Below are 15,966 nucleotides of genomic sequence, written 5' to 3'. Positions count from 1 at the left end.
GCCCCTCCTTGATGTGAGACACGGTGGGATCATGGCATACCCAGGATGACCCAGTCCACTACTTGACTGGATTAGCGACAGCCTCTGTAAACTTAGTCATGACTAACTTGACTAAATAAAACGACCGTGCTGCCATCGTGCTGTCACCGGAGCGAGAGGCATCGGCGACGAGGTGGCCGCACACCCGTGCGCACCTCACGACCACCAGTTGGATCCGGAAGGAGGCAGCCATGGAGGAGCAGGAGTTCTTCGACGTCGTCGACATCGAGGCGATGTCCGACGACATGCTCGACGACATCGTCGGCGGTTCGGGGCTCATCGCGCCGTCAGCCTGCGCGTGACCCGAGGAGGCGTCCAGGCGTTCCCGCCCGGGCGCCTCCGCCACCGCGGGCCCGGAAGGAGAGTTACGAAACACATGGCAGCGGCACACGGCCCCGGAGGATCCCGGTGACCCATCAGACCGGTACCGAGGACTCCACCGGACCGGAAACCACGCGTGCCGGATCCGGCGGCCGCACGCCCCCCACCCCCCGCTTCCGGCGCCAGGCCGACGCCGCCCGGGGCGCGTCACGCCAGTACGGCGCCCCCGTCGGCATCGAGGGCTTCCGCAGGCGGTCCGGCCGGCGGCCGGCGCTCCGGGAACGCCTGCGGCAGGCCGCGGGCGTCCTGGGTCGCCGCCGCGTACCGGTGCGCCTGCAGTCACAGATCAGCGACTGCGGACCGGCCTGCCTGTCGATGGTGCTCGCCCTCCACGGCGTCGACGCCCCGTCCCATGAGCTGCGCGCGGCCACCGGCACCGGCCGGGACGGGGTGTCCGCCCGGCTGCTGCTGGACGCCGCCCGGTCCTACGGGTTCCACGGCCGGGGACTGCGGGTGCCCCTGGAGGGACTGCGGTCGCTGCCCACCGGCACCATCCTGTTCTGGAACTTCAACCACTTCGTGGTCCTCGAACGCGTCGCCGGCGACCAGGTCCACCTCGTCGACCCGGCGTTGGGGCGCCGGCGCATGGAACTGGGCGCGGTGGGCGAAGCCTTCACCGGCGTGGCCCTGGCGATCACGCCCGGCCCGGACGTCGCCGACCGCACGGCGCCGAAGCGCCGGTCCGGCAGCCCGTGGCAGTACCTGCGGATGTTCCTGCCGCGCACCCGGCGCTGGGCGACGTTCCTGGCATGCTCGCTGCTACTGCTGCTGCTGAACCTGGCGGTCCCGCTGGCGACCGCCTATGTCGGCGACGAGGTGAGCCGCGGCCGCGGCGCCCTCTCCGCCGAGTACCTCGGCCTCGGGCTGGTGGCCGTACTGGCGTCCTCGGTGGTACTGCAGTTCGCGCGCTCGATGTCCTTCCACCTCATCCAGGCGAGGGTGGACGAAACCGTCACCCTGGGCATCCTCGACCGGCTCTTCGCCCTGCCCTACGAGTTCTTCTCCAGCCGCAGGCCCGGCGACCTCCTGCAACGCGTCCGCACCAGCTCCACCGTGCGGCAGGTGCTGTCGGTGTCCGCGTTCACCAGCGTCTTCGACGGCCTGCTGATCCTGCTCTACATGACTCTCCTGCTGCTCGCCGACCCCCTGCTCGCCATGCTGGTCATCGCGCTGGCACTGCTCCAGGTCGGCGTCCTGGCGGTGTCCTGGCGGCACCAGGAGTACGCCGGGGCCGACGCCCTGGAGGCACGCTCGCTGGCCGAGGCGGAACTCGCCGAACTCATGGAGGGCATGCCCACGATGAAGTCGGCGGCCGCCGAGAACGACATGGGACAGCGGTGGAGCCACTCCCTGGCCGAGGAGTTGAACGTCAGGCTGCGCAGCAGGCGGCTGCTGGCGGTGTCCTCCGCCCTGAGCAGCGCGCTGCAGACGGGCGCGCCGCTGCTGGTGCTGGCCGCCGGATCGCTGCGCATCGCCGACGGATCGCTGTCCCCCGGCAAGGTCCTCGGTTTCAGCGTCCTGGCCATGGGGCTGCTGGTGCCCCTGACCAACCTCGTCCAGGTCGGGCTGCAGATCTCCGGACTGGGCGCGAGCCTCGCCCGCCTCGACGACATCATGCAGTCGGCCCCGGAACACCGGGGCGAGTCCTACGCGCCAACCGCGGCGACCGCCCACCAGGTCGAGCAGGTGTCGTTCGGGTACCGCGACGGCACCCCGGTCCTGCACGAGGTGTCCTTCTCGGTGCCCGCCGGAAGCTTCACCACCCTGCTGGGCGCCTCCGGGTCGGGCAAGTCCACCTGCGCGCTGCTCCTCGCCGGACTGCACACCCCGGGTTCCGGCCGGGTCCTGGTGGACGGCCGGGACCTGGAGCAGCTCGACACCGCCGGGTACCGCCGGTCGATCTCGTTCGTGAACCAGGAGGCCCGGCTCTTCTCCGGAAGCGTCCGCGACAACATCACCTGGCACGCGGCCGGGACCCCCGACGCCGACATCGAGGCGGCCGCCCGCACCGCCGGCATCCACGACACGGTGGCGGCCCTGCCGATGGGCTACGACACCCTGCTGGGCCCCGGCGGGGCCGGACTGTCCGGCGGCCAGCGCCAGCGGGTCGTCCTCGCCCGGGCCCTGCTCCGCAAGCCGGCCGCCCTCGTTCTCGACGAGGCGACCAGCGCCCTGGACCCCGTACTGGAGAAGGAGATACTCGCCCGTCTGCGAGGTCTGGGCATCACTCTCATCGTGGTGGCCCACCGGCTGACCGCCGTCGAGGAGGCCGACCAGATCGTCGTGCTCAGCGGCGGACGGGTGGCACAGTGCGGCGGCCACCACGAACTCATCGCACAGGAAGGCCTCTACCGTGCGCTCGTCCAGTGACCCCGACGACGGCCCGCAGGACCTGGTCGCCCTCCTCGACCGGGCGGTCCGTACGTTCGGACAGCGCCCCGGAGTGCGTGACGGCGGCGGCCGGTGGACCTGGGCCGAGCTGGGTGCCGCCGCCCGCGGGGCCGCCGGCTGGCTCGCCGGCCTCGGCATCGGCCCCGGCGACCGGGTGCTGTCGCTGCTGCCGCCCGGCCGGGCATCGGCCGCGGTGCTCTTCGGAGCGCTCCGCACCGGCGCGACGGTGATTCCGGCGGCCCACACCAGCAGTGAGTACGAACTGCGCGGGCTGCTCCAGGACGCCTCGCCGGCGCTCGTCGTCAGCACCCCGACGCGGCTGCGGACCATGCGGGCGCCCCGGGACGCCGGAGTCCCCGTCGTCGCACCGCCGGCCCCGGACCTGACGGCCGGTCCCACCGGGCCGGAGCCCGCCGCGCTCGCGGAGCCCGGCGGCAGGGCGCTGCTGCTGTACACCTCCGGCAGCACCGGCCGGCCACGCGGAATCGTCTGCCCGCACGTCACGGTCACCGCCGCGGTCGCGGCCATCGGGGACAGGCTGCGCTACCGGCCGCAGGACATCGTCTGGAACCGGCTGCCGATGTCTTTCGACTACGGGCTGTACCAGCTCTTCCTCTGCGCCTGGTCGGGCGCCGAACTCGTCTTTCCGGAGGGCGAGTTGTCGGCCGGTGAACTCGTGGCGATCCGTGCCTCGGGAGCCACCGTGCTCCCCGCCGTGCCGACGCTCGCCGCGCTGCTGACCCGGCTGGCCGCCCGCGACCGGCGCCCCACCTCACTGCGCGTGATCACCAACACCGGGGCGGCGCTGACCGGCACGGCCGCCGAGCGGCTGCGGTCCGCCTTTCCCGGGACGTCGCTGGTGTGCATGTACGGCATGAGCGAGTGCAAGCGCATCTCCATCGCCGACCCGGACGAGGACATCGACCATCCCGGCACGGTGGGACGCGCGCTGCCCGGCACCCGGCTGTTCGTGGTCGACCGGGCGGGACGGCCGCTCCCGCCCGGAGAGACCGGGGAGATCGTCTCGGCCGGGCCCCATGTGATGGCCGGGTACTGGCGCTCCCCCGAGGCGACGGCCGAACGGTTCCGCCCGGCCCCCGACGGCATCGGCACCGCGGTCTTCACCGGGGACCAGGGCCGACTGGACGCCGACGGGCGGCTCCGTTTCGTCGGACGCCTCGACGACATCTTCAAGCGCCGAGGACACCGCATGAGCACCCCCGAACTGGAGAGCGCGATGCTGGACATCCCCGGGGTGAGGGCCGCCGCGGCCGCCCCGCCGGAACCCGACGGGACGCTCGTGGTGTGGGCGGTCACCGAGCTGACCCCCCACGACGTGGTGCGGGGGGTGGCGGAACGGCTGGGCCCGGCCCGCGCCCCTGACCGCTGCGTCGTCGTGCCGGAGCTGCCGCTGACCGTCAACGGCAAGGTCGACCGGTCGGCGCTGCGCGCCCTGGCGCACGAGGTGCCGCGATGACCGACTGGCCGCGGCTGGCCCGGCGCTTCGGCACTCCCGCCTACGTCTACGACCTCGCAGTCGTACGCTCCGCCGCCAGGGCGCTCGCCCGTGACCTCCCCGACGGCGCGGAGCTGCTGTACTCGCTCAAGGCCAACCCGCATCCGGCCCTCGTACGGCAGCTCGCCGTACTGGGCCTGGGCGCCGAGGTGAGCTCGCCGGAGGAACTGCGCACCGCGCTGGCCGCCGGGCATCCCGCGGAGCGCGTCCTCTACACCGGTCCCGGCAAGACGCCCGGGGAGATCGCCACCGCCCTGGACGCCGGGACCCGGCGGTTCTCGGTGGAATCCACGACCGACCGCGACCGGCTGGCCGAGGCCTGTGCGACGGCGGGCGCGGACGCGGAGTACCTGGTGCGGCTGAACCCGCCCCGGGGCAGTGCCGCGGGTTCCCTGCGGATGGGGGGCAGACCGACCGCGTTCGGAGTCGACCCGTCGGCCGCCGACGATCTCCGCGCCCTGCTGCGGCCCCGCGGACGGACCCGGCCGATCGGCACGCATACCTTCTTCGCGACCAACGTCGACCAACCGGACGCGCTGCTGCAGGAGTTCGAGCAGGCACTGGCCACCGCCGCGGAGGTCGTCGACCGCGCGGGATTCGTACCCCGGGTACTGGATCTGGGTGGCGGCTTCCCCGCCCCGTCCGCCCGGCCGGGACAACTGGCCCGGCATCCGCTGCTGTCCGCCGGGATCCACCGCGCCCTGGACGCCCGCTTCCCCGGCCGGGACGCACCGGACCTGCTCTTCGAATCCGGGCGGTACCTGGTGGCGACAGCGGGCACGCTCCTCACCACGGTGCTCGACGTCAAGCGCAGCGGGGACCGGACCTTCGTCGTGGTCGACGCCGGCATCAACGTCCTGGGGGGCATGTCCGGCCTGGGCCGGCTGCTGGCACCCTCCGCCCAGCCGTACGGCACCGGGGAGGGCGACCCGAGCGTGCTGGCCGGTCCCCTGTGCACCCCGCTCGACGTACTCAGCACCTCGGTGCGGCTGCCGGACCCGCGGCCCGGCCAACTGCTCGCGATACCCAACGTGGGCGCCTACGGCCTGACCGCGAGCCTGCTGGGCTTCCTCAGCAGACCACCGACGACCGAGATCGTGACCGACCGCGGGCAGGTCCTGTCCGCCCGACGGCTGTCCGTGCAGGCCCAGGAGGTGCACTGCGATGTCTGAGACCGCAAAACCGCACACCACCGACGGCACCGCCCTGGACGACGTGGCCCGTGTGCTGGCACTGCACGCGGGCGACGTGGACCGCGACGCGCGGTTCCCGGTCGAAGGACTCCGGGCGCTCCGCGAATCCGGCTACCTGGGCTATCTCGTCCCGGCGGAGTACGACGGCATGGGCGCCGGTCTGGGCGGGCTGGTGGACACCGCGCAGACGCTGGCGGGCAGTTGTCTGTCGACAGCGATGATCTGGGCGATGCACTGCCAGCAGGTCGACGCGGTGGTCCGGCACGCCGACCCACGGCTGCGCGCCCGGATCCTGCCCAGGGTGGCGGCCGGCGAGGTGTACCTCGCCTCGGTCACCACCGGCGCCGACACGGGCGGCTTCCTGCTGTCGGCCTCGGACGCGCTCTCCCGCGACCCCCTCGACCCGACCGACCCGACCGGCCCGACCGGCCGGAACCCCGGGCGCCTGCGGCTGGACCGGCGGGCGCCGGTGGTCAGCGGAGGCGAGCACGCCGACGCGTACCTGGTCACCATGCGCGCCGACGAGAGCGCCGACGACCACGCGGTCTCGCTGGTCTACGCCGACCGCGACGATCTGGTCGTCGAACGCACCAGGGGCTGGCACTCGCCGGGCATGCGCGGCACCGACAGTGCCGGCTTCCGGCTGGCGGGCAGCATCCCCGACAACCAACTCATAGGTGAGCCGGGCCTGTTCCGCACGGTGGCGGTGGACAGCATGATCCCGGTCGGACACCTCGCCTGGAGTGCCTGCTGGCTCGGCGCGGCCCGCGGCGTCTTCTCCGGGCTGCTGCGGCTGCTGCCCCGCAGCAGCCGGCACGACACCTCGTCCCCGCTCCTGCGGGAACGGCTCGGCCGGATCCGGCTCGACCTGGAACTCGTCAGCGCCTATCTCCACCGCGTCCGCGAGGAGGTCGACCAACGCCGGGCCGCCGGCGCCCGGATGGACGACCCGGCGGTCCAGATCCACCTGAACTCCCTCAAGCTGGCCGCCTCGGAACTCACCTTCGGCGCCGTCGATCGGATGGTGCAGCTGGCGGGCCTCTCCCTGGGCTACAGCTCCGACTCACCCCTGCCGCTGGAGCGCACCTTCCGCGACCTGCGCTCGGCCGCACTGAACTACGCCAATGACCGGCTGCTGACCGCGAACGGGGCCCTCACCCTGCTGGACCGGCCGGTCGGCCTGCTGTGACCCCCCGACCCCGACTTCGACCCCGACCCGAACCGCTTCTTGCCGTGCGACGAGCCCGGCAGCAGATCCCTCGCGAGGTCAAGAGATGAACCACGACATCCCCTCGTCCGAAGACCTGGGCACCGGTTCCGCCGGGCACGCGTCCCCCTACGACTGCCGCCCCCACGACGCCCTCTCCGCCGGACGGTCGCCCGCCCACCGCAAACTGGTCTGGACGGACGACGTGGACGAGGTGGGGACCACCACCCACCTCACCCTTCTCGAAGTGGTCGGCAGGTGGGACGACACCGACCGGCCGGAGGACGAACGGCCCGCACGGAGCGCCACCCCGCTGCGCGACGCCGACCAACTGGGCGTCTCCGCCGATCGCCTGTGGGTGGCCCTGGCCGACAGCGCGCACGGACCGGAGTCCGCCGCGCAGGAGGCCCGACACTGTGACGGCATCCCGCGGGAGCGCGTCGTGCGGGTGGCCCGGCTCCGCCGCTGGTCGTCCGCGGAGGACGGCAGGCAGTTCGCTCCCGACGCCGCCGGGTATGTCGACCTCACCGGGCGGCCCTGCCCGGCGGAGGATCCCGGCCGCTGCCTGCCGGGGCTCTGTGGCAACGGCCGGTTCTCCGAGATCTGGAGCACGGTGCCCGGACTCGGACCGGTGGTCGAACTCGACCGCGTCCTGGCGTTCCGGGACGGATGCTCCAGCGTCTACGAGACACCACGCCTCGCGGCGATCGTGGAGGCCCTGGTCGGCTACAGCCCGTACACCATGGACGAGATCGACGACGACCCCGACCTCACCCGCTGGTTGCGTATCCTCACCGACCATCTGCGCACCTCCGTGCTCCTCCTGGGGAGTGCCGACATCCACCCGGGCGAACCGGGCGCCGGGCAGTTGCTGCGCCGCATCGTCCGGCGATCCGTGCGGTACGCCGACCACCTCGGCATGACCCCGGCGGAATGGTGCCAGGCCGCGCCGGTGGTCATCAGGGCCTACCGGTCCACCTATCCGTGGCTGGTGGACCACCAGGACCGCGTCCTCGACCGGCTGCGGAGGGAACAGGAGGAGTTCACCGCCACCATCGAGGCGGGAACGGCCCTGCTGGCACACGAACTCCACCTGCTGCGCCGCAACGGCGGGGACACCCTCTCGGGCGAGACCGCCTTCACGCTGTACGACACCTACGGTTTCCCGATCGAGTTCACCGCGGAGATCGCCGCGGAGACCGGCTATGCGGTCGATGTCGCGGAGTACGAGAGGCGGATCGCGTCATAGCCTGCGGCGGGCGCGGGGTCCGATCGCCGGGCCGGTCGCCGGGCAGGTCGCCGGGCCGGTCCCCCGCGCCCGTGTTCCGTTGGCGCGCGGTGACCGGGCCGACGCCCCGGTCACCGGGTCCGTACCCAGGGTGCCGCGGCGGCCGCGCCGCCGGTGGCCCGGCGCTCGGTGCGGCTGTCGAGATCGGCGGCGGCGACACGGGCGAGCGGCACCTCCAGCCCCTCCTCCCGGCACCACGCCAGCGCCAGGGCGAGCGGCACGCCGTGCTCCGACCGCAGACGGACCAGGTCACGCGCGGTGTCCGCCGGATCGCGCGCGTCACGCGCATGCCGCAGGAAGCGGATATACCCGTCGTTGAACACCCGGGAGACCGAGGCGACCTCCCGCCGGGCCAGCATGAGCGCGTTGTCCCGCAGCGGAGGAAACCCCATGGGGACCCGGTTGAGGTGGTCGGCGGATGCGATCAGGCCCACCAGGTCCGGCAACGGCGCCTGGGCGAGACGCAGTTCGGTTGCGGCCCGCCGCACCAGACGTCGCAGGACGTACGGACGCCCCCGGGGGCCCCGGCGCCGTGCCCTCCCCGAGCAGCAGGGCACTGGTGAAGCTGTGGTCGGCCAGGACCCGGGCGTGACGGTCGCGGAACGCCGACCGGCCGGGCAGTACGGCCGCGATACGTCCCATGAGCGACCGCATGGCGGGCAGCGCATACGGATCCCTGGTGCTGAACAACGCGCACAGCAGGGCGTGTTCGGGAACGAGCACCTCGAAGACCGGGCGGCGCAGCGCCACCACGCGCCCGTCCGCGGCCCGATCCCGCTCGACGAACTGGCAGTGGGCGACGGACAGATGACGGCCGCACGGGCAGTCGGGCGCGCATCCGGCGGAGCACGGCGGCCCGACGGCGACCCGAAAGGTCACGCACAGGCCCAGCTCGGGTTCCATCCGCTGTGGCGCGGCGGCCGGCAGCGCGCCGTGCACCACACGGTGCGCGGGGACGCCCAAGCCGTGGAGCGCGTCGGCGACCGGTTGCCCGGCGGATCGGTCGTGTCCCGACAGCAGGAAGCTGATGTCCAGCGGATCGACGCCCGCACGCACGAAGGCGCGCAACAACTCGTCCAGCAGAGCGGCGTGGGCTCGCCGTCCCTGCCAGACCGCACCGACCACGCGCTCGGCGGAGGGTGGCGCCGCCACGGGCAGGGAGTCCAGACGGGTGGCGCGGACACACCACTGGACCACGACGGCGCCTCCGCCGGCCCGGGGAAGCTCGGCGAGCATCCACCGCCGCCACGCGGGTGAGGCGGGATGGGTGAACAGCACCGGATCGCCGGAATCCGAATTCAGCCCCTGCGGATGGTGGTGCCGGTACCCCGCCGCGGCGAACTCCATGGCGAGCAGTCGCGCGCCTGCCTCGGCGCCCTCGGAGGGGCTGCTGCCGGACGGGCTGGTCCCCCTCATGGCGCTCCAGAAGAATAGACGCCTTTACGACCAAGGCCGACGACCTATTGACCTGATCATTATTACGTCTTGCCGACGAGCACACCACCCCGGTGCCGAAAAAGTCAGCAGAACAAGAAAGCGTCATCACGCGTCACCACAATGGGGCCCGATCACCGGCCGCCCTCCCGAGCCGAAGCCGACTCCGACCCGGGCCCCACGGACGGAACCGCACAGCAGGGGTTCTCAGCAGCACAAGGGCCCGTCACCCGGCGTTTGACCCGCCGCCCGCACGTTGCCCCCCGTAGACGCCCCCGCCTCTAAGCTCGCGACCGCAGGCGCGCTGCCGCCCATCACAAACATCAACGCAAGCACGACAGATATTCCCCGGCGCACATTACCCTCCCAGCAAGGTGATTGCTCATTGACTCGATAGTGACACCCGTGACTGACGATGTCAAGATAAACCCCGGGAGTCAGAATGCCTGATTTGGCGAAGAAAGGGGTATCCATAGGAACGGTCATGCGACCCGAAAGCCACCAAAGGGGCACGCGCGTGGTGGTCGCGTCCGAGTGGCAGGACCGCCCGTCCAGCTGCCGAGGCGCCGCACGGGCAGGCCGGCTCGTCCGGGGGCGGGACCCGGTGACGCCGTGGTGCTCGGCCGTCAGTTCGGAGAGGAGAACGACTGCCTGAGCGAGGCGGTGAGTGCGGTCTCCCGGTGGCCCATGCACCGCAGGCTCTGCCGGTAGGCCCAGACCGCGCGCTCGTCGTCGCCGCAGATCTGCAGGATCTCCGCGAGCTCGGCCCAGGCGAAGGCGGCCCGCCGCCCTGCCTCGGACGCTTCGAGAATCAGGGCCCCGCGCTCGTAGGCGGCCTGGGCGCCCTCCCGGTCGTCCTGAGCGAGCCGGGCATGCGCCAGGACCAGCAACGTCCTGGCGGTCTGCAGACGGTGGTTCGGGCCGAGCAGACGCAGCGCCTCGTCCGCGTGCCCGATCGCCGCCGGGGCATTGCCCAGGAGGAGTTCGGCCTTCGCCAGGTCGGTGTGGCAGTAGGCGATGTCCACGCTGCTGCCGGCGCGGCTGAGGGAGTCCGCGCTCTGTTCCAGCAGCCCCTTGGCGGCACCGGCATCGGGGGTGTCCGACTGCAGCAGCACGGACGCGTAGGCATTGCGCAGACGCGCGAGAGCCCGTTCGTCCTCGCCCTCGGAATAGATGGACAGCGCCTTCTCGATCAGCACGAGGGCGTCGGCGGTGTGGCCGTTGCGGTGCATGACCAGACTCGCGTTCCAGTAGGCGGCACCGAGCGCCTTGGGATTGCTCACCTTCTCGGCCTGCTCGATGGCACGCGACGCGAGATAAGCCGCGCGGTGGAGGTCACCACGCTCGAAATGGACGCCCACCAGTGTCGACAGCAGCTCCACGCCGAGCAGTGTCGGCGTGAGATCCAGCGCCTCCAGCTCGGTGAGCGTGGACTCGGCGAGTTCCACGGCGTGGGTGAGGTCGCCGAGCTCCCGGTAGCAGCGGCACAGGGCGACCACCGTCGTCAGACGTGAGACCCGGCTCTCGGGATTGCCGTTCGACGCTTCCCGCAGCGCCTCGTAATGCTGGATTGACTCCTCCAGCCGACCACAGTGCTCCAGTGACTGGGCGATTCCCATTTCCGCCGCGAACCACAGCTGCGGATGTTCCGCTACCGAGATCCTCTGCTGCACGGCCTGGTAGGCGTGCAGCGCGGCCTCGGCGTCGCCGTTGCGCAGCACCATCTCCGCATAGCGCAGCTCGACCTCCAGATCGGGAGTGGGAACCGTCATCGGCAGGTCCTGGCCGCTGAGTTCAGCGACGTCGCACCCCAGCCGCGAAGCCAACTGCCGAAGTACTTCGCCGGACGGGACCCGCTTGCCGGCCTCCAGGAGCGAGACATAGCTCGGGGACAGGTCCTGTCCCGCCAGTTCGGCCTGCGACAGACCGCGCGCCCGTCGCAAACGGCGGATACGCGCACCCACCTGGAGCGGCTCTGTCATGTAAGTCCCCTTGACTGAGTCGAGGCGGCGGTAAATATCCAGTCAATGGTACCTCCCGCCCCTATCCCCCGGTAGGGCGGCAGTCACGGACCAAATATCCTCCGGTATTGTCACGGGCGCTTGTGACGGGTACCGGTGGATCTTTCCGTCCCCGCGACCGGTGGCGTGCGCCCGGTGCGCCCGGCCCGCACCGCGCAGGGGGCTCGTGGAGTGCACCGCGCACGGTTCCGCCGTTGGCGGCAGGCGACTTCAGCGGGAGCCGCCACGACATCCTCCATCGGACCGGCCGGGGCGCGGTCCGGCGCGTCACCGCCGGTCGTGGCCGGCGGCCGGCCCGAAGCGACGGGGCAGCAGCGCCCCTGGCATAAAGTCCGGCGCCCGTTCCGAGATCGAGCCCGCCAAGGCCGGTGAATTCCCTGGCCCCACGAAATTCGCCACTGCCCAGCGTCGGCGCTCGCGGTACCGCGTCAGATACGCATTCTGCAATTACCGCCGCACTGCCGGCGGCCACGGCCTCCGGACCGATCCATCGACTCCGACGGGCAGGCCGGGCCGGCGACGCCCCGCCGCCGCCGGTCCTTTCGGGAACTCAACCGGTCAGTCGTGCGGGACGATCGCGACGGGGGCGGCGGCATGGTGCAGGACGGCGTGCGTGACGGGACCGATGTGGGCGCCGACGGGCACACTTCGGCTGCGGCGGCCCACGACCACCAGGGAGGCGTCGGCTGCCGCGTCGACGAGGCGGTCGGCGGCCGGACCGACCTCGGCCTGGGCGGTCACGCGGACCGTGGGGTACTTCTCGCGCCACGGACGCAGGGCCTCGGTCAGCGCGTTGGTCTCCTGTTCGGCCAGTTCCGCGCTGAGACCGGGATCCATGACGGCGCCGTAGCCGTAGTACGGCGGGAGATTCCAGCCGTGGATGACGCGCAGCCCGGTGGTGCGGCGCAGGGCCGCGTCGAAGGCGAACCCGATCACGGCGTCGCTCGGCCGTGCCAGGTCGAGGCCGAGCAGGACGTCCCGGTACGGGGAACTCGTGGACGGCCGGCCGAAGGCATCGCGGAGGTGCTCGTCCTGCTCCTGCTCGCCGGCGCGGACCAGCACCACCGGCCGCGTCGCGTGGGCCACGACCGACAGCGCGACCGAACCGACCAGGAAGCCCCCGATACCGCTCAGGCCGCGCGACCCGAGCGCCAGCAGCTCGGCGTCCTCGGCGGCGGCCAGGAGGGCGTCTACCGGCTGTTTGTTCACCTGTTCGGCGTGGATCTCCAGGTCGGGGTGGTGGCGGCCCAGTTCCTGCGTCGCCTCGCGCGGTACGCGCTCGGCCCAGTGGCGGTGCGGCTCGGTTCCGGCGAGCGGGGCGTACGAAAGCGGCTGCCAGTCCCAGGCGTGCACGAGGCGCAGCGGTACGTCGTGGCGCTCTGCCTCGCGGGCCGCCCATCCGGCTGCGGCCAGACTCTCCGGCGAACCGTCCAGACCTGCGACAACAGTGCGTGACATGGTGCCGACCTCCTTCACTCGTCATCCGATCCTGTTTTCCATGCTCCCGGCCGGTAGGGGGCCGCAGCAGGGGCCGCAGGTCCCTGGCGGGGACCGACCGGCCCAAGCGGACGGTCCCCGGGGCGGAGCCGGGCCAACGGGACGGGTGCGCCCGAGGGTTCAGGACGGTACGGAACGGCCCCTTCCGAAGGGCCGTTCGGCCCCGGACGCCGGGGCCGGCGCGGACACAGGATGTGAGCACCCCGGCATCAGCCGCTTCCGGGCACACCCCGCCCCCGCCCCTCCTCACACCCAGGAGCACGTCATGCAGGCAGCAGTGGTCACCGAGTTCGGCAAGCCGCTCGAAATCCAGGAACTCCCCGTCCCGGAGCCCGGCCCCGGCCAGGTGCTGGTCCGTATGGAGGCCTCCGGGCTGTGCCATACCGACATCCACGCGGCGCACGGCGACTGGCCCGTCAAGCCGAACCCGCCCTTCGTCCCCGGCCACGAGGGCGTCGGCCCGGTCGAGCGGGTCGGCGCGGGCGTCGACGCCGCTCTGGTCGGCAGGCGGGTCGCCGTCCCGTGGCTGGGCTCGTCGTGCGGGCACTGCCGGTACTGCGTCTCCGGCTGGGAGACGCTGTGCCCGAGCCAGGTCAACACCGGCTACTCGGTGGACGGTTGCTACGGCGAGTACGTCGTCGCCGACGCGCGCGCGGTCGTCGGGGTCCCGGACGGCGTCAGCTCGCTGGACGCGGCCCCGCTGACCTGCGCCGGCGTCACCACGTACAAGGCGGTCAAGGTCGCCCGCGTGGTGCCGGCCGAGCGGGTCGCGGTGTTCGGGATCGGCGGCCTCGGCCACCTCGCGGTGCAGTACGCGCGGCTGGTCGGCGCCTTCGTCACCGCGGTCGACATCGAATCCGACAAGCTCGGGGTGGCCCGGCTGCTCGGCGCCGACCATCTCGTCAACGCCCGCACCCACGACCCCGTCGAGGAGATCAAGGCCGTCGGCGGCGCCGACGTGGCCATCGTGCTCGCCGCCTCACCGAAGGTCTTCGAGCAGGCGTACCGGTCCCTCAACCGGGGCGGACGGCTGGTGTGCGTGGCCCTTCCCGGCGACGACGCGGCCATCGAGCTGCCGATCTTCGAGACCGTGCTGTTCGGGATCTCCGTCATCGGCTCCATCGTCGGCACCCGTCAGGACCTCGCCGAGGTCTTCGCGCTGCACGCGGCCGGCCGCACCCGGTGATCGCCGAGACCCGGCGCCTGGACCAGGTCAACGACGCCATCGACGAGGTGCTGGGCGGCCGGGCCGAAGCCCGGCTCGTCTTCGAGTTCTGCCACACGCGGAAAGCGGCCGGCGCACCGGCCGGCGACGGCGCCGGGGTCAGGCGCCGAGCGCCCACAGGAAGGTGGTGGCGCCGACGAATCCGATGGCGCCGAGGGTGGTTCCGGCGACGGCGGTCCACAGGCGGCCGGCGCCTTCGCGGGCGTGGTGGATGCCCATTGCTCCGAGGGCGATGGCGAGGCCGCCGGCGATGACCGCCCATGGGAGCGTGGCGAGCGCCAGCGCGGGCGTCCACGGGCATATGGCGGAGATGGCGCCGAGGACAAGTGCGGTGGGGCCCAGGGCGACGGCGGGTGTGTCGGTCCGGCCGGGCACGGTCGGCTCAGGCATGGTCTGCTCCCCCATTTTTGAACAAGTTCAAATTACCTTCTGATCGTACCCCCAAGGGAGTGCGGCGCGCAGGCCGAGGTGGGCCCGGAGCGGGGGCGGCGTACGGCGCGGCCGGTCGGCGGAGGACGACCGTCAGCGGCCCGGCGGGGAGAGTGGCACCGCCGGGCCGCTGACATGGTGCTCGGTGGCCGGATCACCGGTCCGGCCTCCGGATCCCGCTTCGCCGGGAGCGCCGCCGGTGAGCTCGCAGCCGACGTCCACGACGCCTTCGACCGCGCGGGCCAGCCGGACCGCCACGGGCACCAGGGCGGTGTCGCGTATCGTCCCGGCGAGCGTGACCACGCCCTCCTTCACCCGGACCCTGACGGGCGAGGGCTCGCCGGGGAAGAGGTAGGTGACCACTTCGCGGCGGACCTCCTCCTCGATCTCCTCGTCGGGCCGCAGGAACACCTTGAGCAGGTCGCCGCGGCTGACGATGCCGGTGAGCATCCCCTCGGCGTCGATGACGGGCAGCCGCTTGACGCGCCGGGCCGCCATCACCCTGGCGGCCCGGGAGATGGTGGCGTCGGCGTGGACGGAGACGGCCGGAGTCGACATCAGGTCCCCGGCGGTCAGCGCTCCCGCCTTGCCCAGGTCGTTCAGCCGGCGCAGCTGCTCGGAGCGGGTGGGATCACTGTCCCGGAACTCCTCCTTGGGCAGCAGATCCGCCTCGGAGACCACGCCGATGACGCGTCCGTCGCCGGCCAGGACCGGCAGAGCGCTGACCTTCCACTGCTCCATCGTCCGGACGATCTCCTTGAACGCGGCGTCACGGCCGAGGGCGACAACGGTCCGGGTCATCACGTCGCTCACGATGTGCGGGGTGCCATGCATGGGGTCTCCTCCTTCACCGGGTCCCGTGCCGAGCCGGGCGGCGTTCACGGCAGGGGGCCGCTGCCGTGCGGTCCGTACAGGTCCAGCAGACGGGTGCGGGCGCCCTGCAGCCGGTGGGCGACGATCTCGGCGATCCGGCGGGAGACGGCCCGCCCGAACACCGGGTCGGCCTCGATCAGGGCCCGCACGACCGTGGCATCGAACTCCAGCGCCCGCACGGGACTCTGGGCTTCGGCGCCCAGGTGCCAGGTGTACGGCGGGAAGAGCCACGACCAGCCGAGCAGATCGCCGGGGCCGAGGGTCTCGACGGTGGCGGCGTGGCGACCGGGGACATGCAGGTCGAGGGTGACCGAGCCGGTGTGGATGATCCAGAAACTGTCGGCCTTGCGGCCCTCGTCGAAGATGCGGGTTCCCGCGGTGAACGACACCTCGCGGGCCAGCTCCATCATCCGCTCGCGGCCCTCGGGGGGCAGTGCGCCGAGCAGGTTGCTTGTCGTGGTGGTGGTCATAT

Annotated in this window: 12 protein-coding genes and 1 pseudogene; 7 read left to right on the top strand and 6 right to left on the bottom strand. The window is 72.3% G+C overall.

The window, feature by feature from the left end; genetic code table 11:
• Positions 1–447: 447 nt before the first annotated feature.
• The 5 genes from RWE79_RS31880 to RWE79_RS31860 all read left to right on the top strand — a co-directional run bounded on the left by RWE79_RS31880 (position 448) and on the right by RWE79_RS31860 (position 7,976).
• Positions 448–2,790, top strand: coding sequence for a peptidase domain-containing ABC transporter (locus RWE79_RS31880; protein ID WP_475943545.1), 2,343 nt, complete (start codon positions 448–450; stop codon positions 2,788–2,790).
• Complete coding sequence (locus tag RWE79_RS31875) at positions 2,774–4,288, top strand: class I adenylate-forming enzyme family protein (protein ID WP_475943544.1); 1,515 nt, start codon at positions 2,774–2,776, stop codon at positions 4,286–4,288. Before RWE79_RS31880 ends, RWE79_RS31875 begins: the two co-directional genes overlap by 17 nt.
• Positions 4,285–5,499 (top strand): type III PLP-dependent enzyme domain-containing protein, encoded by a 1,215-nt coding sequence (locus RWE79_RS31870; RefSeq protein WP_475943543.1) that lies wholly within the window; start codon positions 4,285–4,287, stop codon positions 5,497–5,499. The genes RWE79_RS31875 and RWE79_RS31870 overlap by 4 nt, the downstream gene beginning before the upstream one ends.
• Positions 5,492–6,709 carry an acyl-CoA dehydrogenase family protein gene (locus RWE79_RS31865; protein WP_475943542.1) on the top strand — a complete coding sequence of 406 codons (1,218 nt, stop codon included), beginning with the start codon at positions 5,492–5,494 and terminating at the stop codon, positions 6,707–6,709. The genes RWE79_RS31870 and RWE79_RS31865 overlap by 8 nt, the downstream gene beginning before the upstream one ends.
• Before the next feature lie 85 nt (positions 6,710–6,794).
• Positions 6,795–7,976 carry an alanine--tRNA ligase-related protein gene (locus RWE79_RS31860; protein ID WP_475943541.1) on the top strand — a complete coding sequence of 394 codons (1,182 nt, stop codon included), beginning with the start codon at positions 6,795–6,797 and terminating at the stop codon, positions 7,974–7,976.
• Between the two features lie 110 nt (positions 7,977–8,086).
• Here the strand turns inward: RWE79_RS31860 and RWE79_RS31855 are convergent, their stop codons facing one another.
• Complete coding sequence (locus RWE79_RS31855) at positions 8,087–8,503, bottom strand: hypothetical protein (RefSeq protein WP_475943540.1); 417 nt, start codon at positions 8,501–8,503, stop codon at positions 8,087–8,089.
• 100 nt (positions 8,504–8,603) lie between these two features.
• On the opposite strand from RWE79_RS31855, the gene RWE79_RS31850 reads away from it, so the two are divergent.
• Entirely contained in the window at positions 8,604–9,272 is a 669-nt protein-coding gene (locus RWE79_RS31850) for a hypothetical protein (protein WP_475943539.1), read from the top strand.
• An 803-nt stretch (positions 9,273–10,075) separates the two neighbouring features.
• Here RWE79_RS31850 and RWE79_RS31845 read toward each other — a convergent pair.
• Both RWE79_RS31845 and RWE79_RS31840 read right to left on the bottom strand, forming a co-directional pair.
• Entirely contained in the window at positions 10,076–11,431 is a 1,356-nt protein-coding gene (locus RWE79_RS31845) for a helix-turn-helix domain-containing protein (RefSeq protein ID WP_475943538.1), read from the bottom strand.
• A gap of 597 nt (positions 11,432–12,028) precedes the next feature.
• Entirely contained in the window at positions 12,029–12,928 is a 900-nt protein-coding gene (locus tag RWE79_RS31840; RefSeq protein ID WP_475943537.1) for a universal stress protein, read from the bottom strand.
• 304 nt (positions 12,929–13,232) lie between these two features.
• On the opposite strand from RWE79_RS31840, the pseudogene RWE79_RS31835 reads away from it, so the two are divergent.
• Positions 13,233–14,239, top strand: a pseudogene (locus RWE79_RS31835) (zinc-dependent alcohol dehydrogenase); the annotation flags it as partial.
• A gap of 52 nt (positions 14,240–14,291) precedes the next feature.
• On the opposite strand, the gene RWE79_RS31830 reads toward RWE79_RS31835, so the two are convergent.
• From RWE79_RS31830 to RWE79_RS31820, 3 genes are all read right to left on the bottom strand, one after another.
• The gene (locus tag RWE79_RS31830; RefSeq protein ID WP_475943536.1) at positions 14,292–14,582 is read right to left on the bottom strand and encodes a hypothetical protein; all 291 of its coding nucleotides are present in this window, start codon (positions 14,580–14,582) and stop codon (positions 14,292–14,294) included.
• A 132-nt stretch (positions 14,583–14,714) separates the two neighbouring features.
• Positions 14,715–15,455 carry a CBS domain-containing protein gene (locus tag RWE79_RS31825; RefSeq protein ID WP_475943535.1) on the bottom strand — a complete coding sequence of 247 codons (741 nt, stop codon included), beginning with the start codon at positions 15,453–15,455 and terminating at the stop codon, positions 14,715–14,717.
• A gap of 44 nt (positions 15,456–15,499) precedes the next feature.
• Positions 15,500–15,964: a Crp/Fnr family transcriptional regulator gene (locus RWE79_RS31820; protein ID WP_475943534.1), complete on the bottom strand. Its 465-nt coding sequence runs from the start codon at positions 15,962–15,964 to the stop codon at positions 15,500–15,502.
• Positions 15,965–15,966: the final 2 nt, after the last annotated feature.

This window comes from Streptomyces sp. RLA131, assembly GCF_056270125.1.
The sequence above is the reverse complement of the archived record's forward strand: the minus strand, read 5'-3'. Positions and strand labels throughout refer to the sequence as shown.

What these genes read in the sequence shown, in the direction of transcription:
- RWE79_RS31860 (WP_475943541.1), top strand. Translation starts at nt 6,795, where the DNA reads ATGAACCACGACATCCCCTCGTCCGAAGACCTGGGCACCGGTTCCGCC.
- RWE79_RS31840 (WP_475943537.1), bottom strand. Translation starts at nt 12,928, where the DNA reads ATGTCACGCACTGTTGTCGCAGGTCTGGACGGTTCGCCGGAGAGTCTG.
- RWE79_RS31820 (WP_475943534.1), bottom strand. Translation starts at nt 15,964, where the DNA reads ATGACCACCACCACGACAAGCAACCTGCTCGGCGCACTGCCCCCCGAG.
- RWE79_RS31865 (WP_475943542.1), top strand. Translation starts at nt 5,492, where the DNA reads ATGTCTGAGACCGCAAAACCGCACACCACCGACGGCACCGCCCTGGAC.
- RWE79_RS31830 (WP_475943536.1), bottom strand. Translation starts at nt 14,582, where the DNA reads ATGCCTGAGCCGACCGTGCCCGGCCGGACCGACACACCCGCCGTCGCC.
- RWE79_RS31825 (WP_475943535.1), bottom strand. Translation starts at nt 15,455, where the DNA reads ATGCATGGCACCCCGCACATCGTGAGCGACGTGATGACCCGGACCGTT.
- RWE79_RS31870 (WP_475943543.1), top strand. Translation starts at nt 4,285, where the DNA reads ATGACCGACTGGCCGCGGCTGGCCCGGCGCTTCGGCACTCCCGCCTAC.
- RWE79_RS31845 (WP_475943538.1), bottom strand. Translation starts at nt 11,431, where the DNA reads ATGACAGAGCCGCTCCAGGTGGGTGCGCGTATCCGCCGTTTGCGACGG.